Origin of the sequence: Pseudomonas sp. A25(2017) (assembly GCF_002001065.1) — a bacterium.
In the GTDB taxonomy this organism is placed as follows: Bacteria; Pseudomonadota; Gammaproteobacteria; order Pseudomonadales; family Pseudomonadaceae; genus Aquipseudomonas; species Aquipseudomonas kilonensis.
Genome location: NZ_MUOA01000033.1, coordinates 35,173 through 61,842 on the forward strand (window position 1 = coordinate 35,173; position 26,670 = coordinate 61,842).

Consider the following 26,670-nt stretch of genomic DNA (forward strand, 5'->3'; position numbering starts at 1 on the left):
TTGCGGTGTGTCTGTCACATCAATGCTGACTGATCTGCCGCCATCGCGAGCAAGGGGTCTACAGCGAGGCCAGTCACTTCGGCCCGAGAATCTTCACCAGTTTGTCCGGTGACGGCGCGCCTTGCTGCTGTTGCAGGTCGCCTTTTTCATCCAGATAGAAAATCGCCGGGGTGGCGGACAGTTCCAGTTCGTCCATCAACTGCTGGTTGGCGTCCAGTTTTGCCTGGATGGCCGGCGGTATGGCCTTGAGCGGTTTGAGCGGGCTGCCCTTGCCGGCCTTTTCATGCTCGGCCAGGGTTTTTTCCGGGTCCTTGGCGGCCAGCAAGGCGGCGGATTTACCCGGGCTGTCTTCGCGGATGATGCCCACCATGATGTGGCGCAACTGCACCTTGCCGGCCTTGACCCAAGGCCGAGCCTGTTCCCAGAACATGTTGCAGTACGGGCAGTTCGGGTCGCTGAACAGGTACACCGTGCGCGGCGCGTCCTTGTTGCCGTCGGCGATCCAGTTGCTCGCTTCCATTTTCGCCCAGATGGCCTTGGCCATCGGCGCATAGACCAGTTTTTGCAGCGGCTCGGCGCTCAGGTCCTTGCCGTCGGCGTCGTACAGGTTGCCCAGCAGGACGTGCTGCCCATCCGGGGTCAGGTACAGCGCCATGCCACGGTTCTGGTATTGCGCCGCGTAACCGCGCAAGCCGTCCGGCGCGTCGAAGGTACCGATGATTTTTGCGCCCTTGGCTTCGATCTTCTTGATCGCTGCAGACAATTCTTCGGCCTGGAGCAGCGGTGCCTGCGACAGTGCGGCGGCAACGGCCAGGGTCAGCAGGTGGCGGAGGCGGGGCATGGCGTTTTCCTTGTGGCGGAGTGGGGCGTCGTGGACGAGTCCGGCGTTTCGAAGTTTTCCAGGGCGCGAGCCAGGCTCGCTTCCGACAATTCCCCCAGGTGGCTGCCCAGCAGGCGACCGTCGGCGCTGTAGAACAGGGTAGTCGGTAGAGCCATGGAACCCACGGCCTGGCCGAGGCGACCGCTGCCATCGAACAATACATTGGTCAGGCTCAGGCCTTGGGTGGCAAGGTAAGTGCTGACGCTTTGCATGCTTTCGGCCTGATTGACGAACAGGAAGGTCAGGTCCGGACGCTGTTGCTGGGCTTCTTCGAGCACCGGCATTTCACGCCGGCAGGGCGGGCACCAGGTGGCCCATAGATTGATCACCAGGGGGCCGCCCTGGTAATCGGTGAGTTTCACGGTCTCGCCGTCGGCGGTGCGCAGGGTGATGTCCGGCAGCCGGGTGCCTTGTTCATAAATTGTCAGCGACAGGGTCGCCACCAGCCAGAACAGCAAGCCGCTGCCGACGCCGAAGCCCAACGGCCGGCGCAGGGGTGGACGGCGGCGTGCCCACAACAAGGCGCCGATCAGCAGCGCCACGATGCCAGGCCAGGCCAGGAAGCCACCATCGCGCAGGTCGACGATCTGCCACGGGTCGTCCCGGTAATGTTGCCAATAGGCGACGACGAAGCCGATCCGTGCGGCCAGCAGGCCCAGTAGAAACAGCACGAACAGCACCGACTCGGGGTTTTCGCCACCGCGCTTGGCCACCCGCCAGCCGACGAAGGTCGCCAGGGCCAGGGCGCTGATGAGCAACAGGTGGTTGAGGGCGATGGCAAAGGTGCCCAAGGTAAACGTCAGCATCAGCGCGCGTCCCGGGTGAGGTTCCAGCGCTCCAGGAACGCCTTGGCGTCGACTTCCCCGGTGATCCGCTGGCTGCGGCGCTCTTCACCGTCGGCGCCGATCCACAGCAGGCTCGGCGGTCCCGGCACCTGGTACCGGCTCAGCAGTTCGCGGCTGGCGGGGCTGTCGGCGGTGACATCCAGGCGCAGCAGGCGCACGCCTTTCAGGGCGTCGAGCACTTCGCTGCGGCCGAAGACCTGTTTTTCCATGATCTTGCAGGACACGCACCAGTCGGCGTAGTAGTCCAGCAGCACCCACTGGCCCTGGGCCTTGGCGGCGTCCAGTTCCCGTTGCAGGGCGGCGGGCTCGCTGACCGTGACGAACGCGTCATGGGCACTGACGGTCGCACTGCGCTCGCTGCCGGCGTAGACCTTCAGGGGCTGGAAGAAATCCTCGCCGCCGCCCGCCGCGCCAATCACCAGCAGGCTGCCCCACAGGCCGAACAGCAACGAGGCACTGCCGCAGACATAGGCGATGCGGCCGAACCCTTCGGTCTGGCGCCAGGCGCTGTAGGCGGCGATCAACAACAGCACGCCCCACAGGCCGACCCACAACGAACCGTCGATGATCGGGCGAATCATCAGCAGCGCGGTGCCCAGGAACAGGAAACCGAACACGCCCTTGAGCAGGTTCATCCAGGCGCCGGGCTTGGGCAGGAAGCGGTTGCCCACGGTTACCAACAGCAACAGTGGCAAGCCCATGCCGATGCCCATGGTGAACAGGATCAGCCCGCCGTGCAGCGCATTGCCGCTCTGGGCGATATACAGCAGCGCGCCGGCCAGCGGCGCGGTCATGCACGGGCCCACCAACAGGCCGGACAGCGCCCCGAGAATGCCGGCGCCCACCAGGCTGCCACCGCGGCGCTGACGCCCGGCGTTTTCCAGGCGGTCACGCAGGGCGGCCGGCAATTGCAATTCGAAGAAGCCGAACATGGGCAGCGCCAGCAACACGAATACGGCTGCGAAGCTGCCCAACAGCCACGGTTGTTGCAGCAACGCCTGGAGGTTGGCCCCCAGCAGCGCGGCGAGCACGCCCATGGCGGCGTACACCAGGGCCATGCTGATCACGTAGCTGCCGGCCAGGGCCAGGCCGCGTCTCGGTCCGGCGCCGCTGCCCACCACCAGCCCGGCCAGGATCGGCAGCATCGGCAGCGAACAGGGGGTGAACGCCAGCAGCAGGCCCAGGCCGAAGAACACCAGCAGGCTCCAGCCCAGGGCCCGTTGTTGCAGGCCGCTGGCCAGGGCCTGGTCCGGCGCCTCGCCGCTGGCCGCCACCGGTGCGCTGCCACCCAGGTCGACCACTTGGGTCTGGGGTGGATAGCACAGGCCGGCGTCGGCGCAGCCCTGGAAACCGACCTTGATCTTGCCCGTGGCACCGGCCGGAATCTTCAGCTCCAGCGCCTGGCGATAGACCTGCTGGTCGCCGAAAAACTCGTCGCTGTGGGCTTCACCCTCTGGCAGCTTGGGTTTTTGCGCCTCGGCCAGGCCATCGAATTTAAGGCGCTGCTGATACAAGTAGTACCCATCGGCGATCTGCCAGAACAGCTGGGTTTCACCGGAGTCCAGGCGTTCGGAGGTCAACACGAACGCCTTTTCCACCGGCAGGAAATCGGGTTTGGTTTCGAAGGGATTGGCGGCCTGGGCCAGGCCCGAGATCAGGAACAGCCACAGCAAAAACAATCGACGCATGGATAAAGCCTTAGAACGAAGCAAGTGGAAAACACAATGGCGGCTGGCGATTAACCGTCGATTAACCCGGCGACGACCGGCAGGCAGCAATGATCGCCCATGTTGGCCGTACTCGTCGCATAATGTCGGCTTAATCGGCCGGCGGCCTAATGTACCTTTTTCCACGGGGCTTACCATGCGCGTACTGGTCTGCGAAGACGATGAGTTGATTGCCAGCGGGATCGTTGCCGGCCTTACGGCGCAGGGCCTGACTGTCGAGCACGTCGCCACCGCATCGGCGGCGCGGGCGATGGTCGGCGTGGCGGAATTCGATGTCATGGTGCTGGACTTGGGATTGCCCGACGAGGACGGTCTCAAGCTGCTCAGGCAACTGCGTCAGCAGGGGTTGGAGACGCCAGTGCTGATCCTCACTGCCCGAGACTCGGTAACCGATCGGGTCGACGGCTTGCAGGCCGGCGCCGATGACTACCTGCTCAAACCCTTCGACCTGCGCGAACTCGCGGCGCGCCTGCACACGTTGCTGCGGCGCGTAGCGGGGCGCAGCGTCAACCTGATCGAGCACGGTCGCCTGACCTACGACCCCAGCAGTCGGGAAACCACCCTGGACGGCCAGCCGGTGGATCTGTCCCGGCGCGAGCAATCGCTGTTGCAGGCGCTGCTGCACAGTCGCGGTCGGGTGCTGTCCACCGAACAGCTCAAGGACAGCGTCTACGGCTTCAACGACGAATTGGAAAGCAACGCCCTCAACGTCCATATTCATCACCTGCGGCGCAAGTTGGGCAACGGGATTGTCGAGACTGTGCGCGGCCTGGGCTATCGCCTGGGGCCAGCCGAAGGTGGAGAGTCTTCCAAGTGATGAGCCTGCGACTGCGCCTGAGCCTGACCCTCGGCGCGGCCTTTGCCCTGATCTGGGCCCTGGCCGCGGCGTGGATGCTCAGCGATCTGCGCAACCAGATGATGTTTTCCCTCGACCAGCGCCTGGTGGCCTCCGCGCGGATGGTCGCCGGGTTGCTGGAGCAGATGCCACCGTTGCCCAGCAAGGGCGACGGCACGCATTTGAGCTCCGAGCCATTGAGCATTCCTGGCGGCATGGCCTGCCAGGTCAGTTCCTTGCGCGGCGAGATTCTGGCTCGCAGCCATGGCACTCCGGAACAAACCCTGGAAGCCGAGAAGATGGGTTTCCACGACCAGATGATCGACGGCGCGCCCTGGCGCAGTTTCACCCTGGCCCGGGGGGACTTGCGCATCACCACTGCCGATCGCCAGATCGAACGGGAAGCCCTGAACATGTCGATACTGCTGGCCGCCTCGGTGCCGGTGGGCGTGGCATTGCTCGGTTGCCTGTGCCTGTTGTGGCTCGGCATCGGCCAGGGCCTGGCACCGCTCAATCGCATGCGCGATGCGCTGATGCGGCGCAATGCCGACTCCCTGGAACCCTTGCAGATCCATCCGCTGCCCAGCGAACTGCGGCCGTTGCTGGAGACCCAGAACCAGTTGTTCCAGCGCATCGGCAAGACCATCGAGCGCGAGCGACGGCTGACCGGCGACGCTGCCCACGAGCTGCGCAGCCCGCTGACCGCCATCAAGACGCACCTGCAAGTGGCGCGCATGACCGAGGGTGTCGCCCGCGATCAATCCCTGGCCCGGGCCGAGGAGGGCGCCGACCGCATGCATCGTACGCTCGAACAGTTGCTGCTGCTGGCGCGGGTCGAAGGCAGCCTGTCGTTCGACGATGGCGTGCAATGCAACGCCGAACAGGTCGCGCGGTTGGCGATCCAGGATGCCGCCAGCAGTGATTCCCGGCGGATCAGGCTGCACGTATCCCCAGGGTTGTCCGATGCACCGGTGCAGATGCCGGCGGTGCTCTCCATCGCCGCCTTGCGCAACCTGCTGGATAACGCCCTGCGCCATACGCCGGACGATACCGATGTGGAGCTGAGCCTGGAGATGATCGGCCAGCGCGTGCGCTTCCAGGTCCGCGACCACGGCCCCGGCATCGCTGCCGACGACATCCAGCACCTGACCCAGCGCTTCTGGCGCAACGGCCAGAGCACCGGCTGCGGGTTAGGGCTGGCGATCGTCCAGGCCATCGTCCAGCGTTGCGGCTGTGGCCTGCATTTCGACAGTCGCCCGGATGGCCTGCGGGTTGAATTGACGGTTCCGGTGCAGGTGTTACCGGCCTGATTGGCCTGTAGGAAGGCTCTGTGGGAGCAAAGCTTGCTCGCGATGGCATCACCTTGGCCGCTAGTCAGACCGAGGTGCCTGCATCGCGAGCAAGCTTTGCTCCCACAGGTTTCAAGGACAAACCACTGATCGCGCTGACGGAGAAAGTTCTGCCCGAGAGTAAATCCCTGCGTGGCTGATGCGTTTCCACAACAGGAAACCTGCATGTGCGCTCCGACCGGAGATGCATCTGCGCGGTGTGTCGTTGGGTCATTACTTCAGTGTATTGCGGGGTCGAGGGATGTCAGTCGCCAACAGTCTTATCGAAGCACAGCCGGCCCGGGTCAGTCCTGCGCCGGCCGAGACGCTCTACCAGTTCAATGAGTCGCCGCTGCTGGCCCGCCAGAGTCGGCAGGAGTCCAATGCCCGCAGCTACCCACGGCGGATTCCCCTGGCCCTCAAGCGTGCCAAGGGGCTGTATGTCGAGGATGTCGAGGGCCGCACCTTCATCGATTGTCTGGCCGGCGCTGGCACACTGGCGCTGGGGCATAACCACCCAGTGGTGATCGAAGCGATCCAGCAGGTGCTGGCCGATGAGCTGCCGTTGCATACCCTGGACCTGACCACGCCGGTCAAGGACCGTTTCGTCCAGGACCTGTTCGGCCTGTTGCCGGCAGAGCTGGCCGCCGAGGCGAAGATCCAGTTCTGCGGCCCCACCGGTACTGACGCCGTGGAAGCGGCCCTCAAGCTGGTGCGCACCGCCACCGGCCGCAGCACCGTGCTGTCGTTCCAGGGCGGTTATCACGGCATGAGCCAGGGGGCGTTGAGCCTGATGGGCAGCCTGGGGCCGAAGAAACCCTTGGGCGCCTTGCTCAGCAGCGGCGTGCAGTTCATGCCATACCCCTACGATTACCGCTGCCCGTTCGGGCTGGGCGGTGTGGCGGGCGTGAAGGCCAATCTGCATTACCTGGAAAACCTGCTGAATGACCCCGAGGCCGGCGTGCAATTGCCGGCAGCCGTCATCGTCGAAGTGGTGCAGGGCGAGGGTGGGGTCATTCCTGCCGACCTGGACTGGCTGCGCGGTTTGCGGCGGATCACCGAGCAGGCGGGGGTGGCGTTGATCGTCGACGAAATCCAGAGCGGCTTCGGCCGGACCGGCAAGATGTTTGCGTTCGAGCACGCCGGGATCATCCCGGACGTGGTCGTGCTGTCCAAGGCCATCGGTGGCAGCCTGCCGCTGGCGGTGGTGGTTTATCGCGATTGGCTCGACACCTGGCTGCCGGGTGCTCACGCCGGGACCTTCCGTGGCAATCAGATGGCCATGGCCGCCGGTTCCGCAGTGATGCGCTATCTGCAGGAGCACGACTTGCCGGCCCACGCCGCCGCCATGGGCGAACGCTTGAGCGAGCACTTGCGCATCCTGCAGCGAGACTTCCCACAACTGGGCGATATCCGCGGTCGCGGGTTGATGCTCGGCGTCGAACTGGTGGACCCAGCGGGTAAACCCGACGCCCTGGGCCATCCGCCGGTGCACGCATGGCTGGCGCCACGGCTGCAACGTGAATGCCTCAAGCGCGGGCTGATCCTTGAGCTGGGTGGCCGGCAGGGCGGCGTGGTGCGATTCCTGCCGCCGCTGATTATCACAAGGGCGGAAATCGACCGGGTCGCCGAAATTTTCGGGCGAGCCCTGCAGGCGGCGGTTGTCGCGGCCTAATTTTCACTCGGGCCCGTACGTTCCTTTCATATCCTGGCTGCGCATGCGCCGCAGCGAACCTCGAGCAAAGATGGAGAGACACCCATGACTTCAGTATTCGACCGCGAGGACATCGTCTTTCAGGTCGTGGTCAACCACGAAGAACAGTATTCGATCTGGCCGGACTACAAGGCCGTGCCCGAAGGCTGGCGTACCGTCGGCAAAAGCGGGTTCAAGAAGGAGTGCCTGGCCTATATCGAAGAAGTCTGGACCGACATGCGCCCGCTGAGCCTGCGCAAGAAGATGGAAGAGCAGGCGGCATTAGCTCAGTAGACCAGGGACTTTGTGGGAGCGAGCCTGCTCGCGATGCAGGCAACTCGGTCTATCAGTCAGGCTAAGGTGATGCTATCGCGAGCAGGCTCGCTCCCACAGGTGGTGTCCGTGCTCATCAAAAAATCAATCAACGCCCGTGCCGCCGCCGGCAGTTGTCGGTGCGGCGGGTAGATCACTGAAAACGGCCGGCTGCGTCCGCCGAAGTCTTCCAGCAAAGCCACCAGTTCCCCGCGCTCGATTCGCTCCCGGACAATGAATTCATAGGTCTGGCAGATCCCCATCCCGGCCTGGGCCAGGGACACGATGCCCAATACATCGTCGGACACCTGCACATTGCCCACCGGCAGCCATTCCCGATCTTGATGATTTTCGCGAAACAGCCAGGGGGCGATGCGTCCGCTGCTGGGCATCACGAAGGGCAGGCAGGCGTGTGCAGCCAGTTCATCGACGTGCCGGGGCATTCCGGCGCGTGCCAGGTAGTGCGGCGCGGCCACCAGGCAAAGGCGGGCGTCTTCGAGCTTGCGGCCGACCAGCCCGCTGTCCGGCAATGGCCCGAGGCGGATCGCCAGGTCATACCCCTCGGCCACCAGGTCGACATTGCGGTTGGTGATGCTCAGCTCGACCCGCACTTGCGGGCACGCCTGGGCGAAACGCGACAGCAGCGACGGCAGGCGGTAATGACCGTAGGTAGTCGGCACGCTCAGGCGTACGCGACCGGTCAGGACACCGTCCTGGCCCTGGATTCGCCGCTCGGCATCGTCAATCAGGGCAAAGGCCGAGCGCGACTGTTCCAGGTACAACGTGCCGGCATCGGTCAGGTTCAGCCGCCGGGTCGTACGTCGCAACAATTGCACCCCAAGCCGGGCTTCGAGGCGGGAGATGGCGCGGCTCAGGACCGAAGGCGTGGTCCCCAGCGCCACGGCGCCGGCGCTGAGGGTGCCTTTTTCCACGACTGTGACGAAGGCTTCCACGTCCGCCAGATGATCGAAACGACGGGCCATTGTTGCCTCCAGAGGCTAGGTGATGTTCCGGGCAGCCAGTTTATCGCCGGTAAGCGCATCAATACAGTGAGCCATCTTTTATCGAAGCGTTCTGGAGTCATCATGAAAAAGCTCACTACCTTGGCAACGTCTGTCGTTCTGGCAGGCATCAGCGTCGCGGCCCATGCCGATAACGTGCTGGTGGTCCTGTCGGACGCCGATCATCTGGATCTGAAAAATGGCCAGGTCTTCTCCACCGGTTTTTACCTCAACGAATTGCTGCAACCGGTGAAACTGTTGCTGGAAGCGGGTCACCAGGTGACATTCGCAACGCCCGAGGGCAAGGCGCCGACGCTGGACCGTTCCTCGGTGGACAAGATGTACTTCAACAATGACTCGGCGGAGCTGGAGCGCTACCAGGCGTTGCTGGCGCAGTTGAACATCACCTCGGCCAAGGACTCACCGGTGATCAGCCTGGCCCGTGTCGAGCAGATCGGCCTGGGGCGGTTCGACGCCCTGTACATCCCCGGCGGGCACGCGCCGATGCAGGATTTGCTGACCAGCGCACCGCTGGGACGGGTGCTGACGCATTTTCATGACAAGGGCAAGACCACCGCGCTGGTCTGCCACGGGCCGATAGCGCTGCTGTCGACCCTGCCCGATGCCAGGGGCTTCGTCGACCAGTTGGCCGCCAAAGGCCAGGCCTCGGCCAAGGCCGACTGGATCTACGCCGGGTACAAGATGACGGTGATCAGCAATCAGGAAGAAGAACTGGCCAAGGGGCTTCTGGGCGGCGGGAGCATGAAGTTCTATCCACAAACCGCATTGGAACAGGCGGGTGGGCAATACCGCAGCAACACATCGCCATGGATGTCCCATGTGGTCATGGACCGGGAGTTGATCACCGGCCAGAACCCGGCGTCGGCGCTGGAGGTGGGGCAGGTGTTGGTCAAGCGTCTGGCGCAGTAGCCAGCAGCACTACAAATCTCCTGTGGGAGCGAGCCTGCTCGCGATAGCGGAGTGTCAGCCAACATTAACTTTACTGACCCACCGCGATCGCGAGCAGGCTCGCTCCCACAGGTTTCAAGATGTGCCTGGGATTTATTTGAACCGCCGCTCCACCCCTTTCTCCACCAGGATCTTCGCCGAAATCTCTTCCACGGAAAAATGCGTGGAGTTGATGTGTGGAATATTCTCCCGCCGGAACAGGTTTTCCACTTCTCGCACTTCGAACTCGCACTGGGCATAGCTCGAATAGCGGCTGTTGGGCTTGCGCTCGTTGCGGATCGCGGTCAGGCGGTCCGGGTCGATGGTCAGGCCGAACAGCTTGTGCTGGTGGGCGCGCAGGGCGCTGGGCAGTTGCAGGCGCTCCATGTCGTCTTCGGTCAGCGGATAGTTGGCCGCACGGATGCCGAACTGCATCGCCATGTACAGGCACGTCGGCGTCTTACCACAGCGCGACACCCCCACCAGGATCAGGTCGGCCTTGTCGTAATAATGCGTGCGGGCCCCGTCATCGTTGTCCAGCGCGAAGTTGACCGCCTCGATCCGCTCCATGTAGTTGGAGTTGTGGCCAATGGAATGGGACTTGCCGACCGAGTAGGACGAGTGCTCGCTCAGTTCCTGTTCCAGGGGCGCCAGGAACGTGGAAAAAATGTCGATCATGAAACCATTGGACGTTGCGAGAATCTCACGGATGTCTTGATTGACGATGGTATCGAAGATAATCGGGCGGAAACCGTCGGTTTCGGCGGCTTTATTGATTTGCTGTACCATGGCCCGCGCCTTGTCGACGTTGTCGATGTACGGACGTATGAACTTGGCGAAGGTAATGTTTTCGAATTGTGCCAACAGGCTTTGGCCTAGCGTTTCGGCCGTGATGCCGGTGCCGTCGGAGATAAAGAAAGCAGATCGTTTCATTTGCGCCTTGGGCCTTAAGCTAGTGAGCTAGTGACGATTCTTGGATATGATAGGCGCGATTTGCCGGCCGCCAGTGGTCCGCATTCTCACTTATTTTCCAGGTCCAGGCCATATCGCCGGTCATCGCTCCCCTGGAGCCACCGGTGCCTTGAGCTTTTCCAACACAGTTAGTGGAGAGATCACCTTGGTAGAGTACGTAGTTTCCCTCGATAAGCTCGGCGTCCATGATGTGGAGCATGTGGGGGGCAAGAACGCATCCCTGGGCGAGATGATCAGCAACCTCGCCGGTGCCGGTGTATCGGTGCCAGGTGGCTTCGCCACGACCGCCCAGGCTTATCGTGATTTCCTGGAACTGAGCGGCCTGAACAAGCAGATCCACGATGCGCTCGATGCCCTGGACGTCGATGACGTCAATGCCCTGGCCAAGACTGGTGCCCAGATCCGCCAATGGATCATGGACGCCGAGTTCCCCGAGAAACTGAACGCCGAGATCCGCACCGCGTTCGCCAAGTTGTCCGAAGGCAATCCGGACATCGCCGTCGCCGTGCGTTCCTCGGCCACCGCCGAAGACCTGCCGGATGCCTCCTTCGCCGGCCAGCAGGAAACCTTCCTGAACATCCGTGGCGTGGAAAACGTCATCCGTGCCGCCAAGGAAGTCTTCGCCTCCCTTTTCAACGACCGTGCCATTTCCTACCGCGTGCACCAGGGCTTCGACCACAAGCTGGTCGCCCTGTCCGCCGGTGTGCAGCGCATGGTCCGCTCCGAAACCGGCACCGCCGGCGTGATGTTCACCCTCGACACCGAGTCGGGTTTCCGTGACGTGGTGTTCATCACCGGCGCCTACGGCCTGGGTGAAACCGTCGTGCAGGGCGCGGTGAACCCGGATGAGTTCTACGTCCACAAAGGCACGCTGCAAGTCGGTCGTCCAGCCATCCTGCGCCGCAACCTGGGCAGCAAGGCCATCAAGATGATCTACGGCGACGAAGCCAAGGCCGGCCGTTCGGTGAAGACCGTCGATGTGGACAAGGCCGAGCGCGCGCGTTTTTGCCTCAGCGATGCCGAAGTCAGCGAGCTGGCCAAGCAGGCGATGATCATCGAGCAGCACTACAAGTGCCCGATGGACATCGAGTGGGCCAAGGACGGTGACGACGGCAAGCTGTACATCGTGCAGGCCCGTCCGGAAACCGTGAAGAGCCGCACCCAGGCCAACGTCATGGAGCGCTACCTGCTCAAGGAAACCGGCACTGTGCTGGTGGAAGGCCGTGCCATCGGCCAGCGCATCGGCGCGGGCAAGGTGCGGATCATCAAGGACGTCTCGGAGATGGACAAGGTCCAGGCCGGCGACGTATTGGTCTCCGACATGACCGACCCGGACTGGGAACCGGTGATGAAGCGCGCCAGCGCCATCGTCACCAACCGCGGCGGGCGTACCTGCCACGCGGCGATCATCGCCCGTGAACTGGGGATCCCGGCCGTGGTGGGTTGCGGCAACGCCACCCAACTGCTCAAGGACGGCCAGGGCGTGACCGTTTCCTGCGCCGAAGGCGATACCGGCTACATCTTCGAGGGCGAACTGGGCTTCGACATCAAGAAGAACTCCGTGGACGCCATGCCGGACCTGCCGTTCAAGATCATGATGAACGTCGGCAACCCGGATCGCGCCTTCGACTTCGCGCAGTTGCCCAATGCCGGTGTGGGCCTGGCCCGCCTGGAATTCATCATCAACCGCATGATCGGCGTACACCCCAAGGCATTGCTGAACTACGACGGCCTGCCGCAGGAAATCAAGGACAGCGTCGACAAGCGCATTGCCGGTTACAACGATCCGGTCGGTTTCTACGTCGAGAAGCTGGTGGAAGGCATCAGCACCCTGGCGGCGGCGTTCTGGCCGAAAAAGGTCATCGTGCGCCTGTCGGACTTCAAGTCCAATGAATACGCCAACCTGATCGGCGGCAAACTCTACGAACCGGAAGAAGAAAACCCGATGCTGGGCTTCCGTGGTGCTTCGCGCTACATCAGCGAATCGTTCCGCGACTGCTTCGAACTCGAATGCCGCGCCCTCAAGCGCGTGCGTAACGAGATGGGCCTGACCAACGTCGAGATCATGGTGCCGTTCGTGCGGACCCTGGGCGAAGCGAGCCAGGTCGTCGACCTGCTGGCGGAAAACGGCCTGGCCCGTGGCGACAATGGCCTGCGCGTGATCATGATGTGCGAGCTGCCGTCCAACGCCATCCTGGCTGAAGAATTCCTCGAGTTCTTCGACGGTTTCTCCATTGGTTCCAACGACCTGACCCAGCTGACCCTGGGCCTGGACCGTGACTCCGGGATCATCGCGCACCTGTTCGACGAGCGGAACCCGGCGGTCAAGAAGCTGCTGGCCAACGCCATTGCCGCCTGCAACAAGGCTGGCAAGTACATCGGCATCTGCGGCCAGGGCCCTTCGGACCACCCGGACCTGGCCAAGTGGCTGATGGAGCAGGGCATCGAAAGCGTTTCGTTGAACCCGGACTCCGTGTTGGAAACCTGGTTCTTCCTGGCTGAGGGTCAGGCGGCGGTCTGATCGAGTGAAGGGATCTGATCGACTAAAGCCCGCCAGTTAAACGCAGAACCTGTGGGAGCGGGCTTGCTCGCGAAAGCGGTGTGTCAGACAACATCAATGTTGACTGTTCCGCCGTCTTCGCGAGCAAGCCCGCTCCCACAGGGGGTGCGCTTAACCGACTGGCATTAGCCGGGTCCCTTTTGATTGAAGTAGGGCGGGCTCCACGCGGATGCCGCCCTTTTTTGTGCAAGAAGATTATGCAAAGCAGCAGCAACCTCTTTCCTGTCGCCCTGATCAGCGCCGAGCGGCGCGGTGATCTGAGCGAAGACGTCTATCGCTTGAAACCCGGCAACAGCCCGGACGCCAGCGTCGAACTGGCCGTCACCCGGCTGGGCATGGCCGACGCCTGCGAAACCCGTGGGGTCCCGGTGATCCTGTTGCACGGCAGTTTTTCCAATCGGCGTTTCTGGTATTCGCCCAAGGGCCTGGGCCTGGGGGCGTACCTGGCACGCCTGGGGTTCGATGTCTGGATCCCCGAGATGCGCGGCCATGGGTTGTCCCAGCGCAACCAGGGTTATCGCCACAATCGCGTGGCCGACTACGCCCGCTACGACTTGCCGGCCATTGGCGCCTTCGTGCGTGAACAGAGCGGGCAAGTGCCCCACTGGATCGGTCATTCCCTGGGTGGCATCACCCTGGCGGCCGCCTTGGGCGGCCATTACCTGGGCGAGCCGGCGGTGGCTTCGGCGGCGTTTTTTGGCACCCAGGTCAGCCGCACCTACTGGCCGCTGAAGATTCCGCCGGTGGAATGGAGCGGCCGCTTCATCCTCAAGCGTTTTGCCCAATTGTCCGGCTCAAGGCTCAAGCGCGGTCCCGAGGATGAGCCCATCGGCCTGGCCCTGGAAAGCATGCGCTGGTACGGCCTGTTCGGGCGTTTCGGCGATGCCGAGAAGAACTGGTGGGCCGGGTTGGCCGATGTCCGGTTGCCGGTGCTGGCGGTGAGCGCCGCGGGCGATCATCAGGACCCCACCTGGGCGTGCCGCAAGCTCTTTGACCAGATCGGTTCCGAGCACAAACAGTTTGTCTGCCTGGGCCGGGAACAAGGTTTCAAAGGCGATTTCGGTCACGTCGAGATGCTGGTCAGCAAGGCGGCACAGGCTGAGGTCTGGCCTCTGGTGGCGCGTTGGCTGCAAGATCAGCAGGCACCGTTGCTGGAAAACCTGCCCGCCCTGGCCGAGGCGGTTTAAGCGAAAGGCTCTGACGTGGGCATTTCGCTCTGGTCGGCTTGCGGCTAAGATATGACGCTTCAAGCGGTTCCAGTCACAAACGGTTGCTCATTCAGTCTGACGTTCCAGCCTTTCAGGAGTTGTTCGATGAACCATTACCTCACGCCCGACCTGTGCGACGCCTACCCGGAACTGGTGCAGGTGTTGGAGCCGATGTTCAGCAATTTCGGTGGCCGCGATTCCTTCGGTGGTGAAATCGTGACCATCAAGTGCTTCGAGGACAACTCCCGGGTCAAGGAGCAGGTTGAACTCAAGGGCAACGGCAAGGTGCTGGTGGTCGATGGCGGCGGTTCCCTGCGTCGGGCGCTGCTGGGGGACATGCTGGCGGAAAAAGCCGCGAAAAACGGCTGGGAAGGGCTGGTGGTCTACGGTTGCATCCGCGACGTCGACATCATTGCCCAGACCGACCTCGGGGTTCAGGCCCTGGCCAGTCACCCGATGAAGACTGACCGGCGCGGCGTCGGCGAACTCAATGTGCCGGTGACCTTTGCCGGCGTGACGTTTCGCCCGGGCGAGTATGTCTATGCGGACAATAACGGCGTGATTGTCTCGCCAAGTCCGCTGAAAATGCCTGAATGAAGCAGTACAGCCATAAGGGATGAGGATGTTCGAGGAAGAAAACGCGCAATGGGGGCTGGTGCATGCCCTGGTGCTGGACGGTAAAGGCGGCGCGCGTTCCATAGCCCGGACCGAACTCGACGATTTGCAGTTGCAGGCCCATGAAAGCCTGTGGCTGCACTGGGATCGCAGTCATCCGCAAACCCACACCTGGCTGCGCAAATCCAGCGGCCTGAGCGAATTCAACTGCGACCTGCTGCTCGAAGAGAACACCCGGCCGCGCTTGTTGCCGTTGCCCAACGCCGAATTGCTGCTGTTCCTGCGGGGGATCAACCTCAACCCGGGTGCCGAGCCTGAAGACATGGTCTCGGTACGGATCTTTGCGTCCGCCCAGCGGGTCATCTCCCTGCGCCTGCGTCCGTTGCGCGCCACCGATGAGCTGTTGGCGCAACTGGCCGAGGGAAAGGGCCCGAAGACGGCATCCGAACTCATCCTCTACATGGCGCAATACCTCACCAATAAGGTGCAGGACCTGGTCACCTGCCTCTCCGAAATCGTCGATGGCGAGGAAGAAAAACTCGATACCGACGAACGGTATACCCCCGAGCACGACGCCATTTTGCACATCCGTCGAAGGGCTGCCGGGCTCAAGCGATTCCTGGCGCCACAGCGGGACATCTTCGGCCAGATGACGCGGCTCAAGCTGCCGTGGTTTTTCGACGATGACGGCGACTACTGGAACGAATTGAACAACAGCCTGACCCGTTACCTCGAGGAGCTGGAATTGACCCGAGAGCGCGTGGGGCTTGTGCTGGAGGCCGAAGACCGGCGCCTGTCGGTGCGCATGAACCGCACCATGTACCGCTTCGGCATCATCACCGGGATTTTCCTGCCGATGAGTTTTCTCACCGGCCTTTTGGGTATCAACGTCGGTGGCATTCCGTTTTCCGAAAGCCCCTACGGTTTCATGGTCGCCTGCCTGTTGATGATCTGCGTCGCGACGGGGCAGTGGTTGTTGTTCCGCCGTTTGCGCTGGGTGTGATGGGGTTTCATGTGACCCGACGAAATGTGATCGCGTCTTCCACAGACATCACGAGAGGTGCGTATGCACGATCCGTTTGAACAGTCTTTGCGCGACATGCTCAAGGCTTCGCCGTCCAGCCGGGACGACGATGCATGCCTGGGGCGTGTACTGAAAACCGCCAACCGCCAGGTCGGCGCCGGCGATCTCTTCAGTCTGCTGGGCCGCTGGTTGCCCGCGCTGATGATCGCCCTGAATAATGGATCGGCCCATGTCGCGCCGGTTTCCCGCCGTAAACCTGTTACTCGCACCGCTGATAAGGCTGATTGAATATGGAACTTGATCTCTGGACCCAGAGCCTCGTCACGGCAATGACTGCGTTGTGGACCAAGGTGGCTAACTTCATCCCAAACCTCTTCGGCGCCCTGGTGGTGTTGTTGCTGGGCTTTGTCGTGGCCAAGCTGCTGGACACGCTGCTGTCCAAGTTGCTCGCCAAATTGGGCCTCGATCGCCTGATGGGTGGCACCGGCCTGACCAAACTGTTGTCTCGAGGCGGCATCCAGGTACCGATCTCGACCCTGGTCGGCAAGATTGTGTATTGGTTCGTGCTGCTTATTTTCCTGGTTTCCGCAGCAGAATCCCTTGGCCTTGAGCGAGTTTCGGCTACGCTTGATATGCTTGCGCTGTATTTGCCGAAGGTTTTTGGTGCTGCGCTGGTGTTGCTGGTCGGCGTTCTGCTGGCGCAACTGGCCAACGGGCTGGTGCGCGGTGCGGCCGAGGGCGTTGGGCTGGACTACGCCGCTGGCGTGGGGCGAATTGCCCAGGGCCTGGTGATCATCATCAGTATTTCGGTGGCAATCAGCCAGTTGGAGGTCAAGACTGACCTGCTCAACCACGTGATCGTGATCGTATTGATTACCGTTGGTCTGGCGGTTGCGCTGGCAATGGGGTTGGGAAGTCGGGAAATCGCCGGTCAGATCCTGGCGGGAATCTATGTGCGTGAATTGTATGAGGTTGGGCAACAAGTGCGTGTTGGCGAGGTCGAAGGCCAGATCGAAGAGATTGGCACGGTGAAGACCACATTGCTGACCGAGGAGGGCGAGTTGGTGTCGCTTTCCAATCGGATCCTGCTGGAACAGCATGTGAGTAGCCGCTAACCCGGCAAACCCTGCTAATGTATGCCGCCGCAAAATGCCCGATATCGCAGGCTGCGGCGCACATTGACCTAGACTGTCGGCCCGACTTGTTTTGAACAAACCCCAATCGCTATCCACGCGCTACGAACCCCGTGATCTCTCCGATGAGGAGTTGGTCGCGCGCGCGCATACGGAGCTGTTTCACGTAACGCGCGCCTATGAAGAGTTGATGCGTCGTTACCAGAGAACGTTATTTAACGTTTGTGCACGTTATCTCGGGAACGATCGTGATGCTGACGATGTCTGTCAGGAGGTGATGTTGAAGGTGCTGTATGGCCTGAAGAACTTCGAGGGGAAATCGAAGTTCAAGACATGGCTTTATAGCATCACGTACAACGAATGCATCACACAGTACCGCAAGGAACGGCGAAAGCGTCGCTTGATGGACGCGTTGAGCCTGGACCCTCTCGAGGAAGCGTCGGAAGATAAGGCGCCCAAGCCCGAGGAAAAGGGTGGACTCGATCGCTGGCTGGTCTATGTGAACCCGATCGATCGGGAAATTCTGGTGCTACGATTTGTCGCAGAGCTGGAATTCCAGGAGATCGCAGACATAATGCATATGGGTTTGAGCGCGACAAAAATGCGTTACAAGCGTGCTCTTGACAAATTGCGTGAGAAATTTGCAGGCATTGCTGAAACTTAGTTCGGCGCAAATATCTCTTACGTGTAGGCAAGTTCTGATAGACTTGCCGCCGAGTTGTCCCCCGGTTTGCGGGACTGCTTCACAATCACCAGATGGGGATTTAACGGATGAAACTGAAAAACACCTTGGGCTTTGCCATTGGTTCTTTGATTGCTGCCACTTCGTTCGGCGCTCTGGCACAAGGCCAAGGCGCAGTTGAAATCGAAGGCTTCGCCAAGAAAGAAATGTTCGACAGCGCTCGTGATTTCAAGAACAACGGCAACCTGTTCGGCGGTTCGGTTGGTTACTTCCTGACCGACGACGTTGAACTGCGTCTGGCCTACGACGAAGTGCACAACGCACGTACCGAAGACGGCACTAACGTCAAGGGCGCCAACACCGCTCTGGACGCTCTGTACCACTTCAACAACCCAGGCGACATGCTGCGTCCTTATGTTTCTGCCGGTTTCTCCGACCAGAGCATCGACCAGAATGGCAGCAACGGTCGTAACCGTTCTACCTTCGCCAACGTTGGTGGCGGCGCCAAGCTGTATTTCACCGACAACTTCTACGCCCGTGCCGGCGTTGAAGCTCAGTACAACATCGACCAGGGCGACACCGAGTGGGCTCCTAGCGTTGGTATCGGTGTGAACTTCGGTGGCGGCTCCAAGCCTGCTGCTGCTCCAGTTCCAGCACCAGCTGAAGTCTGCTCCGACAGCGACAACGATGGCGTGTGCGACAACGTCGACAAGTGCCCTGACACCCCAGCCAACGTAACCGTTGACGCTGATGGCTGCCCAGCTGTTGCTGAAGTCGTACGTGTTGAGCTGGACGTCAAGTTCGACTTCGACAAGTCGGTCGTTAAAGAAAACAGCTACGGCGACATCAAGAACCTGGCTGATTTCATGAAGCAGTACCCATCGACCAGCACCACTGTTGAAGGTCACACTGACTCCGTCGGTCCTGACGCTTACAACCAGAAACTGTCTGAGCGTCGTGCAAACGCCGTTAAGCAAGTTCTGACCAACCAGTACGGTGTTGAATCGACTCGTGTTCAGTCTGTTGGCTACGGCGAATCCCGCCCAGTTGCTGACAACGCCACTGAAGCTGGTCGTGCAGTTAACCGTCGCGTAGAAGCGCAGGTTGAAGCTCAAGCTAAGTAATTAGCCCACAGCTTTGGAAAAGCCCGGCCTAGGCCGGGCTTTTCTTTGCCTGGGATTTATGACTCAGGGTTGGAACACTGAACCTGTGGGAGCGAGCTTGCTCGCGATGGCGGCCTTACGGTTAACCAGGATTTTTGGATTGGGTACATATCCGTTGCTGCGGTAACGGCCTCTTAGGGTTCCGCCCTGACGGCGGCTCACTTTTGAGAAGCGCAAAAGTAAGCAAAACGCTTCTGCCCCACCACTCGGTGCCTCGCCTAGGCTCGGCATGCCCGAACGAAGGCATTGCTCCGTGGGCCCGCCGCGAAGGGCCATCCATGGCCCAGCGCGGCTATCCCGGCATCCATGCCGGGATGCCCACTACGCAATACCTGCGTTCGGCCAGCGTGGTTAACGGGGCGCCCCAGATCAAGATCAAAAGCGAGGCGGCCTTCCAGCCGACCTGTCTCTCCCGGTCGTACACCCATCCGATCTGTGGGAGCAAAGCTTGCTCGCGAGGCGGCCTTCCAGCCGACCTGGCTCTTCCGGTCGTACACCCATCCGATCTGTGGGAGCAAAGCTTGCTCGCGAGGCGGCCTTCCAGCCGACCTGTCTCTCCCGGTCGTACACCCATCCGATCTGTGGGAGCAAAGCTTGCTCGCGAGGCGGCCTTCCAGCCGACCTGTCTCTCCCGGTCGTACACCCATCCGATCTGTGGGAGCAAAGCTTGCTCGCGAGGCGGCCTTCCAGCCGACCTGTCTCTCCCGGTCGTACACCCATCCGATCTGTGGGAGCAAAGCTTGCTTGCGAGGCGGCCTGACAGCCGACCTGGTTCTTCCGGTCGTACACCCATCCGATCTGTGGGAGCAAAGCTTGCTCGCGAGGCGGCCTTCCAGCCGACCTGTCTCTCCCGGTCGTACTCCGATCCCATTGTGGGTGTCTGTCAGAGGGCTGAAACCTGAGCCCAGGCCGGCGGGGAGGCGGCCAGTTCAGCCGCGCCGGCCACTGCGCCAATCACCAGGATCGCCGGGCTCTTGAGTTGAAAGGTGCTGGCATCGGCTTCCATCGAGGCCAGGTCGCTGCGGCAGTCACGCTGGTGGGGCAGGGAGGCGTTTTCGATCATGGCCACGGGTGTGTCCGCCGCCAGGCCGCCGGCCAGCAATTGCTCGCGAATCTCGCTCAGCTTCGCCACGCCCATGTACACCACCAGGGTGGTTCCGCTTTGCGCCAGGGCTTGCCAGTTCAGGCTGCTGCCGTCCTGGGTGTGGGCCGTCACCAGCGTCACGCCCCGGGCAATCCCGCGCAGGGTCAGTGGAATATCGCACTGGGTCGCCCCCGCGAGGCCGGCGGTGATGCCATTGACCATCTCCACTTCGACACCGTGCTCGCGCAGCCACTGCGCCTCTTCACCACCGCGTCCGAAGATGCAGGGGTCGCCGCCCTTGAGACGCACCACGCATTTGCCCTGGCGGGCATAACGCAGCATCAGGCGATGGATAAAGGCCTGGGGTGTGGAGCGGCAGCCGCCGCGCTTGCCCACGGCAATGATGCGCGCATCGGGGCAATGCTCCAGCACCGCGGCGTTGACCAGATCGTCGATCAACACCACGTCGGCCTCGCCCAGGGCGCGCACGGCTTTGAGGGTCAGCAATTCAGGGTCACCGGGACCTGCACCCACCAGCCAGACTTTTGCGTTCATAGTGTTTTCCTCACGAGATAGCCGCCAGCGGTTGCGCAGTGGCAACCAGCAGGCGCTTGATTTCCGGTACGCAGGAGCCGCATTGCGTGCCACAGCCCAGTTCCTGTTTGAGCCCCTGCAAGTCCAGGCCACGTTCGATGCCTGCGCAGATCGCACGCTGGCTGACGTTCATGCAGTTGCACAGCGTTTTACTGCCACCCGTTGCGGCGCCGACGTTGCCCGGCGGCGCGCTCAAAGGCGCCAGCAGCCAGCGCCGCAGTTGTTCATCGGCACGACCTTCCAGCCACAGGTTCTGCAGCCAGTGCCGGGCCAGGGTTTCGCCTGCCAGGCGAATGGCGGTGATGCGGCCGTTTTCGATGCGCACCCGTTTACCGATGGAGCGACGCGGATCGTCATAGGCCAGCACCGGCCCCTCGATCAGGCCCAATTGTTCGTCGATGGCCTGAAGCAGTTGCGGTTCAGGGGCAACGGCGCTGGCAGCGCGAATCAGCAACGCGGGACGCTCACGGCCAGTCAGGCTCAGGCTGACGTAGGAAAACGCCTCACACAGGGGGCGTAGGGCCTCCAGATGCTGTTGAACATCGCCTTCGATCAAGGCGAAAAGCTGCCAAGGCAGGTCCACCGGTTCCAGGCGCACGCCGCTGTGCTTGAGTTCCGGTTGTTTCGACAAGGGGTCGAAGGCCGGTTGCGTCAGGGTATTGACCCCACCCTTGAGGAACCGGTCGCCCCAGTGCATGGGCAGGAAGGCCTGGCCGGGGCGCACACTGTCATCGCTGTCCACGGCCACGATCACGCTGCCGCGACGGCTCTTGAGGCTGACCAGGTCGCCCGCTTGCAGGCGATGGCGTTGCAGTTCGTCGGGGTGCAGGCTGAGGACCGCTTCGTTCACATGACCAAACAACTGCGCGGCGGTACCGGTACGGCTCATGCCGTGCCACTGGTCACGCAAGCGGCCGGTGTTCAGGGTCAATGGGTAGCGGGCGTCACGCAGCTCCTTGGCGGCGCGATACGGGTCGGCCACAAACCGCGCCCGGCCGTTGTCGGTAGGAAAAATCCCGTCCACGTACAGGCGCGCCGTCCCGACCGTGGCGCCGTCCGGGAAGGGCCATTGCTGAGGGCCGAGTTGATCGATCAGGGCATGGCTGATGCCCGACAAGTCCAGGTCGCGGCCACGGGTCAGCTGTTTGTATTCATCGAACAGTTGGGCCGGGCTTTCAAAGGCGAACAGGCTGGGCAAGCTTGGGCGCAGACGTTTCTCCAGGCGTTGTGCGAAATCCACGGTGATTGCCCAGTCCGCACGTGCTTCACCCGGTGCGCCGATGGCCCGGCGGACGTGGGAAATGCGCCGTTCGGAGTTGGTCACCGAACCTTCTTTCTCGCCCCAACTGGCCGCTGGCAGCAGCAGGTCGGCAAACGCGGCGGTTTCGGTGGTCCGGAAAGCTTCCTGCAACACCACGAATGGACAGGCTTGCAGGGCTTCACGTACCGCGGTCTGGTCCGGCATCGATTGCGCAGGGTTGGTGCAGGCGATCCACAAGGCCTTGATCTTGCCGCTGCGCACCTGCTCGAACAGCTCGATGGCGCTCAAGCCAGTGGTGGCGGGCAGTTGCTCGACGCCCCAGTAGCGGGCGACTTCCGCACGATGTTCCGGGTTGGCGGCTTCGCGATGGCCCGGCAGCAGGTTCGACAGGCTGCCGGTTTCCCGCCCGCCCATGGCATTGGGTTGGCCGGTCAGCGAGAAAGGCCCCGCCCCCGGCCGGCCGATTTGCCCCGTGGCCAGGTGCAGGTTGATCAGTGCGCTGTTTTTCGCGCTGCCGGCGGTGGACTGGTTCAACCCCATGCACCACAAGGACAGGAAACTCGGCGACGTGCCGACCCATTCGGCGCACTGCTGCAGTTGTTCGACACTGATGCCGCACAGCTGGGCGACCATGGTCGGGGTGTAATCACGTACCAGGTTTTTCAGGTCGGCCAGGCCTTCGGTATGGGCCTTGATGAAGTCGCGGTCGACCCAGTCTTCCCACAGCAGTAAGTGCAAAATCCCATGGAACAAGGCGACATCGGTGCCCGGCAGGATCGCCAGGTGCAGGTCCGCCAGGTCGCAGGTGTCGGTGCGCCGGGGGTCGATGACGATGATTTTCATCTGCGGCCGGCGGGATTTAGCCTCTTCGAGGCGGCGAAACAGGATGGGATGGGCGTAGGCCATGTTACTGCCGACGATCATCACGCAATCGCTCAGTTCCAGGTCTTCGTAGCTGCAGGGCGGGGCGTCGGCGCCGAGGCTGCGCTTGTAGCCCACCACGGCGGAGGACATGCACAGCCGCGAATTGCTGTCGATGTTATTGGTGCCCACCAATGCCCGGGCGAGCTTGTTGAAGGCGTAGTAATCCTCGGTCAACAGTTGGCCGGAGATGTAGAACGCCACGCTGTCCGGGCCGTGTTCGGCGATGGTCTCGGCGAAGACACTGGCAGCGTGATCCAGGGCGCTGTCCCAGTCGGTGCGGGCGCGGGCCAGGCCTTTGCCCAGGCGCAACTCGGGATAGAGGGCGCGGGCGGCGAGGTCGCCTGTCAGGTGCAGTGTCGAACCCTTGCTGCACAGTTTGCCAAAATTGGCCGGATGGGCGGGATCGCCGCTGACGCCGAGGATGCGCTCGTCGTCATGCTCGATCAGGACGCCGCAACCGACCCCGCAATAACAGCAGGTCGAGGCAGTGATCTGGCGGTTCATCAGCTTGCGTCCCGCAGTGCCAACTGCACCCGGCCGTTCTCGACCCGGGCCGAATGATGATGGGCGCAGCCCACGTCCGGAGCCTGGGCCTGGCCGCTTTCCAGGTCGATCTGCCAGTTGTGCAGCGGGCAGGCCACGCGCTTGCCGTAGACCAATCCTTGGGACAGCGGGCCACCCTTGTGCGGGCAACGGTCATCGAGGGCGAACACTTCATCGTCGCTGGTACGAAAAATCGCGATGTCGCCTTTCGGGCCGTTGATGATGCGCGAACCGAGGATATTGATCTCTTCCAGTGCGCAGATATCCAGCCAGTTCATGCCGGCACCTCCAGGTTTTTCACAGGGATGACCTCAAATTCTTTCTTCAACTGAGGCTGTTCCAGGCGTTGTTTCCAGGGGTCTTGCTCCAGCGACAGGGAAAACTTCAAGCGCTCATGGAGCGCTTTGCGTCGTTCCGAGTCTTCGAGCACGGCTTTCTTGATGTGCTCCATGCCAACCCGCTGCATGTAGTGCACAGTGCGTTCGAGGTAGAAGGCTTCCTCGCGGTACAGCTGCAGGAAGGCGCCGTTGTATTCGCGCACTTCTTCGGCCGTCTTGAGCTTGACGAAAAACTCCGCGACTTCGGTCTTGATCCCGCCGTTGCCGCCGATGTACATCTCCCAGCCGGAGTCGACGCCGATAATGCCAACGTCCTTGATGCCGGCTTCCGAGCAGTTGCGTGGGCAACCGGAGACGGCCAGCTTCACCTTGTGAGGCGACCACATGTTGAACAGGTCGTGTTCCAGCTCGATGCCCAGTTGGGTCGAGTTCTGCGTGCCGAAGCGGCAGAACTCGCTGCCCACGCAGGTCTTCACCGTGCGGATGGACTTGCCGTAGGCGTGGCCGGACGGCATGTCGAGGTCTTTCCACACGCCGGGCAGGTCCTGCTTCTTGATCCCCAGCAAATCGATGCGTTGGCCGCCGGTGACCTTGACCATGGGCACGTTGTATTTGTCGGCCACGTCGGCGATGCGCCGCAGTTCCGAAGGGTTGGTCACGCCACCCCACATCCGCGGGACCACGGAGTAGGTGCCGTCTTTCTGAATGTTGGCGTGGGCGCGTTCGTTGATCAAGCGCGACTGTGGGTCGTCGTGGGCTTCGCCGGGCCAGGTGGAAATCAGGTAGTAGTTCAACGCCGGGCGGCAGGTGGCGCAGCCGTTGGGGGTGCGCCAGTTCAGGTAGCTCATGGCCCCGGCGATGGTCAGCAGGTGCTGGTCGCGGATCGCCTGGCGGATCTGGCCGTGGTTGAGGTCGCTGCAACCGCAGATGGCTTTTTCGCTTTTCGGCTTGACGTCCGCCGCGCCGCCGACGGTGTTGATCAGGATCTGCTCCACCAGGCCGGCGCACGAGCCGCAGGAGCTGGCGGCCTTGGTGTGTTTTTTCACGTCATCGACGCTGAACAACCCGTGCTCCTGGATCGCCTTGACGATGGTGCCTTTGCACACGCCGTTGCAGCCGCAGACTTCGGCGGTGTCGGCCATGCTCATGGCTTTGTCCTGGCCCTGGTGGCCTACGTCGCCCAAAGCGTTTTCACCGAACATCAAGTGATCGCGAATCTCGCTGATGCCGTGGTTCTCACGGATCTGGCGGAAATACCAGCCGCCGTCTGCGGTGTCGCCGTACAGGCAGGCGCCGACCAGCACGTCATCCTTGATCACCAGTTTTTTGTAGACGCCGCCGATGGGGTCGGAAAGGGTGATGGTCTCGGTGCCTTCGCCGCCCATGAAGTCGCCGGCGGAGAACAGGTCGATGCCGGTGACCTTCAACTTGGTTGAGGTGACCGAACCCTTGTAAGTGGCGAAGCCCAGTTGCGCGAGGTGGTTGGCGCAGACCTTGGCCTGTTCGAACAACGGCGCCACCAGGCCGTAGGCCGTGCCGCGGTGGCTGGCGCATTCACCGATGGCGTAGATGCGCGGGTCGTAGGTTTGCATCGTGTCGTTGACCAGGATCCCGCGGTTGCACGGGATGCCGGATTTTTCCGCCAGTTCGGTATTGGGACGAATGCCGGCGGCCATCACCACCAGGTCGGCGGGGATGATGTCGCCGTTCTTGAACTGGACCGAGCCGACCCGGCCATTGCCGGCATCGTGCAAGGCCTGGGTCTGTTCGCAGAGGCGGAATTTCAGGCCACGGTTTTCCAGGGCGGTCTGCAGCAGTTGGCCGCTGGTCTTGTCCAGTTGCCGTTCCAACAGCCATTCACCGATGTGGACGACGGTCACGTCCATGCCCCGCAGCTTCAAGCCGTTGGCCGCTTCCAGGCCGAGCAGGCCGCCGCCGATCACCACCGCGTGCTTGTGGGTCTTGGCGGTGTTGATCATCGCCTGGGTGTCGGCGATGTCGCGGTAGCCGATCACGCCTTCCAGGGTGTTGCCAGGAATCGGCAGGATGAAGGGCGTGGAGCCGGTGGCGATCAGCAGGCGGTCGTATTCGGCTTCGCTGCCGTCTTCGGCGATGACCCGGCGCTTGACCCGGTCGATCTCCACCACTTTGCGGTTGAGCAGCAGCTTGATGTTGTTGTCCAGGTACCAGCTCAGGTCGTTGAGCACGATCTCTTCGAACGTCTGCTCACCGGCCAGCACCGGCGAGAGCAGGATGCGGTTGTAGTTGGTGTGGGGCTCGGCGCCGAACACCGTGATGTCGTACAGCTCGTTGCTCAGCTTGAGCAGTTCCTCGAGGGTTCGAACCCCGGCCATGCCGTTGCCGATCATCACCAGTTTGAGTTTTTTCATCAGGGTTCTCCGCAAGCTCAGGTCCGCTTTATCACGGCGATCGGACTGGCTCGGTCATTTTTACGAAAACAAAAAAAGGCGTCCCGCTAGCAAGCTAGCGAGGACGCCTTTGTCCTGGTCCCGTTCTCTCGGGAAGCACCGCCTTCATCGTTGGAGGCGTTGCCTTATGTATGTTGATAGGGGGTATGCAGTGGTTGTGCCAAGTGGCTCGAAGGTGCGGATTTATTGAGCAGCGGGCTGGTTGAGCGGATTGGGGAGGGGGTTATTGCACCGAATCAAAGCGTGTTGCCCGGTAATGGAGCGTGGCAGCCGATAGCTTTGTAGTGGCAGGCGGGCCGCCATCGCGAGCAAGCTTTGCTCCCACAGCAGATCCCCTGTGGCAGTAAATTCCCTGTGGGAGCAGATCCCCTGTGGCAGCAAATTCCCTGTGGGAGCAGATCCCCTGTGGGAGCAAATTCCCTGTGGGAGCAGATCCCCTGTGGGAGCAAATTCCCTGTGGGAGCAGATCCCCTGTGGCAGCAAATTCCCTGTGGGAGCAGATCCCCTGTGGCAGCAAATTCCCTGTGGGAGCAGATCCCCTGTGGCAGCAAATTCCCTGTGGGAGCAGATC

The 26,670-nt window shown here is 62.2% G+C and carries 22 protein-coding genes; 13 read left to right on the forward strand and 9 right to left on the reverse strand.

What is annotated here, in order from left to right; all coding sequences use genetic code 11:
• Nucleotides 1-73: 73 nt before the first annotated feature.
• From dsbG to dsbD, 3 genes are read right to left on the reverse strand one after another with little or no spacing between them, the layout of a single operon-like run.
• The gene (dsbG, locus tag B0E42_RS01890) at nucleotides 74-841 is read right to left on the reverse strand and encodes a thiol:disulfide interchange protein DsbG (protein WP_077505454.1); all 768 of its coding nucleotides are present in this window, start codon (nucleotides 839-841) and stop codon (nucleotides 74-76) included.
• Entirely contained in the window at nucleotides 817-1,686 is an 870-nt protein-coding gene (locus B0E42_RS01895; RefSeq protein WP_053181518.1) for a TlpA disulfide reductase family protein, read from the reverse strand. Before B0E42_RS01895 ends, dsbG begins: the two co-directional genes overlap by 25 nt.
• On the reverse strand, nucleotides 1,686-3,413 hold the full coding sequence (gene dsbD, locus B0E42_RS01900) for a protein-disulfide reductase DsbD (protein ID WP_053181515.1): 1,728 nt from the start codon (nucleotides 3,411-3,413) through the stop codon (nucleotides 1,686-1,688). The genes B0E42_RS01895 and dsbD overlap by 1 nt, the downstream gene beginning before the upstream one ends.
• Before the next feature lie 175 nt (nucleotides 3,414-3,588).
• Here dsbD and B0E42_RS01905 point away from each other — a divergent pair, with 175 nt between their 5' ends.
• The 4 genes from B0E42_RS01905 to B0E42_RS01920 all read left to right on the forward strand — a co-directional run bounded on the left by B0E42_RS01905 (nucleotide 3,589) and on the right by B0E42_RS01920 (nucleotide 7,602).
• A complete protein-coding gene (locus B0E42_RS01905) occupies nucleotides 3,589-4,269 on the forward strand; it encodes a response regulator (protein ID WP_013692602.1) in 681 nt (226 codons plus the stop codon).
• Entirely contained in the window at nucleotides 4,266-5,597 is a 1,332-nt protein-coding gene (locus B0E42_RS01910; RefSeq protein ID WP_077505456.1) for an ATP-binding protein, read from the forward strand. Before B0E42_RS01905 ends, B0E42_RS01910 begins: the two co-directional genes overlap by 4 nt.
• A gap of 280 nt (nucleotides 5,598-5,877) precedes the next feature.
• Nucleotides 5,878-7,290 (forward strand): aspartate aminotransferase family protein, encoded by a 1,413-nt coding sequence (locus tag B0E42_RS01915; protein ID WP_077505472.1) that lies wholly within the window; start codon nucleotides 5,878-5,880, stop codon nucleotides 7,288-7,290.
• 84 nt (nucleotides 7,291-7,374) lie between these two features.
• Entirely contained in the window at nucleotides 7,375-7,602 is a 228-nt protein-coding gene (locus tag B0E42_RS01920) for an MbtH family protein (RefSeq protein ID WP_053120590.1), read from the forward strand.
• Between the two features lie 56 nt (nucleotides 7,603-7,658).
• Here B0E42_RS01920 and B0E42_RS01925 read toward each other — a convergent pair whose 3' ends face one another.
• A complete protein-coding gene (locus B0E42_RS01925) occupies nucleotides 7,659-8,603 on the reverse strand; it encodes a LysR family transcriptional regulator (RefSeq protein WP_077505458.1) in 945 nt (314 codons plus the stop codon).
• A gap of 102 nt (nucleotides 8,604-8,705) precedes the next feature.
• Between B0E42_RS01925 and B0E42_RS01930 the strand changes: the two genes are divergently transcribed.
• Nucleotides 8,706-9,551, forward strand: a complete 846-nt coding sequence (locus tag B0E42_RS01930) for a type 1 glutamine amidotransferase domain-containing protein (protein ID WP_077505460.1) — start codon at nucleotides 8,706-8,708, stop codon at nucleotides 9,549-9,551.
• 132 nt (nucleotides 9,552-9,683) lie between these two features.
• Here B0E42_RS01930 and B0E42_RS01935 read toward each other — a convergent pair whose 3' ends face one another.
• Entirely contained in the window at nucleotides 9,684-10,502 is an 819-nt protein-coding gene (locus B0E42_RS01935; protein WP_014337326.1) for a pyruvate, water dikinase regulatory protein, read from the reverse strand.
• Nucleotides 10,503-10,686: 184 nt separating this feature from the next.
• On the opposite strand from B0E42_RS01935, the gene ppsA reads away from it, so the two are divergent.
• The 8 genes from ppsA (at nucleotide 10,687) to B0E42_RS01985 (ending at nucleotide 18,887) form a co-directional block, all read left to right on the forward strand.
• Nucleotides 10,687-13,062: a phosphoenolpyruvate synthase gene (gene ppsA, locus B0E42_RS01945; protein ID WP_077505462.1), complete on the forward strand. Its 2,376-nt coding sequence runs from the start codon at nucleotides 10,687-10,689 to the stop codon at nucleotides 13,060-13,062.
• Nucleotides 13,063-13,298: 236 nt separating this feature from the next.
• Complete coding sequence (locus B0E42_RS01955) at nucleotides 13,299-14,288, forward strand: alpha/beta fold hydrolase (RefSeq protein ID WP_053186752.1); 990 nt, start codon at nucleotides 13,299-13,301, stop codon at nucleotides 14,286-14,288.
• Nucleotides 14,289-14,414: 126 nt separating this feature from the next.
• Complete coding sequence (gene rraA / locus B0E42_RS01960; protein ID WP_003199517.1) at nucleotides 14,415-14,906, forward strand: ribonuclease E activity regulator RraA; 492 nt, start codon at nucleotides 14,415-14,417, stop codon at nucleotides 14,904-14,906.
• Between the two features lie 25 nt (nucleotides 14,907-14,931).
• The gene (locus B0E42_RS01965; protein ID WP_018605650.1) at nucleotides 14,932-15,927 is read left to right on the forward strand and encodes a zinc transporter ZntB; all 996 of its coding nucleotides are present in this window, start codon (nucleotides 14,932-14,934) and stop codon (nucleotides 15,925-15,927) included.
• Between the two features lie 63 nt (nucleotides 15,928-15,990).
• Nucleotides 15,991-16,236, forward strand: coding sequence for a hypothetical protein (locus B0E42_RS01970; protein ID WP_024619525.1), 246 nt, complete (start codon nucleotides 15,991-15,993; stop codon nucleotides 16,234-16,236).
• A 2-nt stretch (nucleotides 16,237-16,238) separates the two neighbouring features.
• A complete protein-coding gene (locus B0E42_RS01975) occupies nucleotides 16,239-17,063 on the forward strand; it encodes a mechanosensitive ion channel domain-containing protein (protein ID WP_003199523.1) in 825 nt (274 codons plus the stop codon).
• A 91-nt stretch (nucleotides 17,064-17,154) separates the two neighbouring features.
• Entirely contained in the window at nucleotides 17,155-17,745 is a 591-nt protein-coding gene (sigX, locus tag B0E42_RS01980) for an RNA polymerase sigma factor SigX (RefSeq protein WP_018605654.1), read from the forward strand.
• A gap of 107 nt (nucleotides 17,746-17,852) precedes the next feature.
• Nucleotides 17,853-18,887 carry an OmpA family protein gene (locus tag B0E42_RS01985; RefSeq protein ID WP_018605656.1) on the forward strand — a complete coding sequence of 345 codons (1,035 nt, stop codon included), beginning with the start codon at nucleotides 17,853-17,855 and terminating at the stop codon, nucleotides 18,885-18,887.
• Between the two features lie 922 nt (nucleotides 18,888-19,809).
• Here the strand turns inward: B0E42_RS01985 and cobA are convergent.
• The 4 genes from cobA to nirB are packed head-to-tail and all read right to left on the reverse strand — an operon-like array spanning nucleotide 19,810 to nucleotide 26,060.
• Complete coding sequence (cobA, locus tag B0E42_RS02000) at nucleotides 19,810-20,565, reverse strand: uroporphyrinogen-III C-methyltransferase (RefSeq protein ID WP_053181493.1); 756 nt, start codon at nucleotides 20,563-20,565, stop codon at nucleotides 19,810-19,812.
• 10 nt (nucleotides 20,566-20,575) lie between these two features.
• Nucleotides 20,576-23,293: a nitrate reductase gene (locus tag B0E42_RS02005; RefSeq protein ID WP_077505468.1), complete on the reverse strand. Its 2,718-nt coding sequence runs from the start codon at nucleotides 23,291-23,293 to the stop codon at nucleotides 20,576-20,578.
• Nucleotides 23,293-23,610 (reverse strand): nitrite reductase small subunit NirD, encoded by a 318-nt coding sequence (gene nirD / locus B0E42_RS02010; protein ID WP_018605256.1) that lies wholly within the window; start codon nucleotides 23,608-23,610, stop codon nucleotides 23,293-23,295. The genes B0E42_RS02005 and nirD overlap by 1 nt, the downstream gene beginning before the upstream one ends.
• Entirely contained in the window at nucleotides 23,607-26,060 is a 2,454-nt protein-coding gene (nirB, locus tag B0E42_RS02015) for a nitrite reductase large subunit NirB (protein ID WP_077505470.1), read from the reverse strand. The genes nirD and nirB overlap by 4 nt, the downstream gene beginning before the upstream one ends.
• Nucleotides 26,061-26,670: the final 610 nt, after the last annotated feature.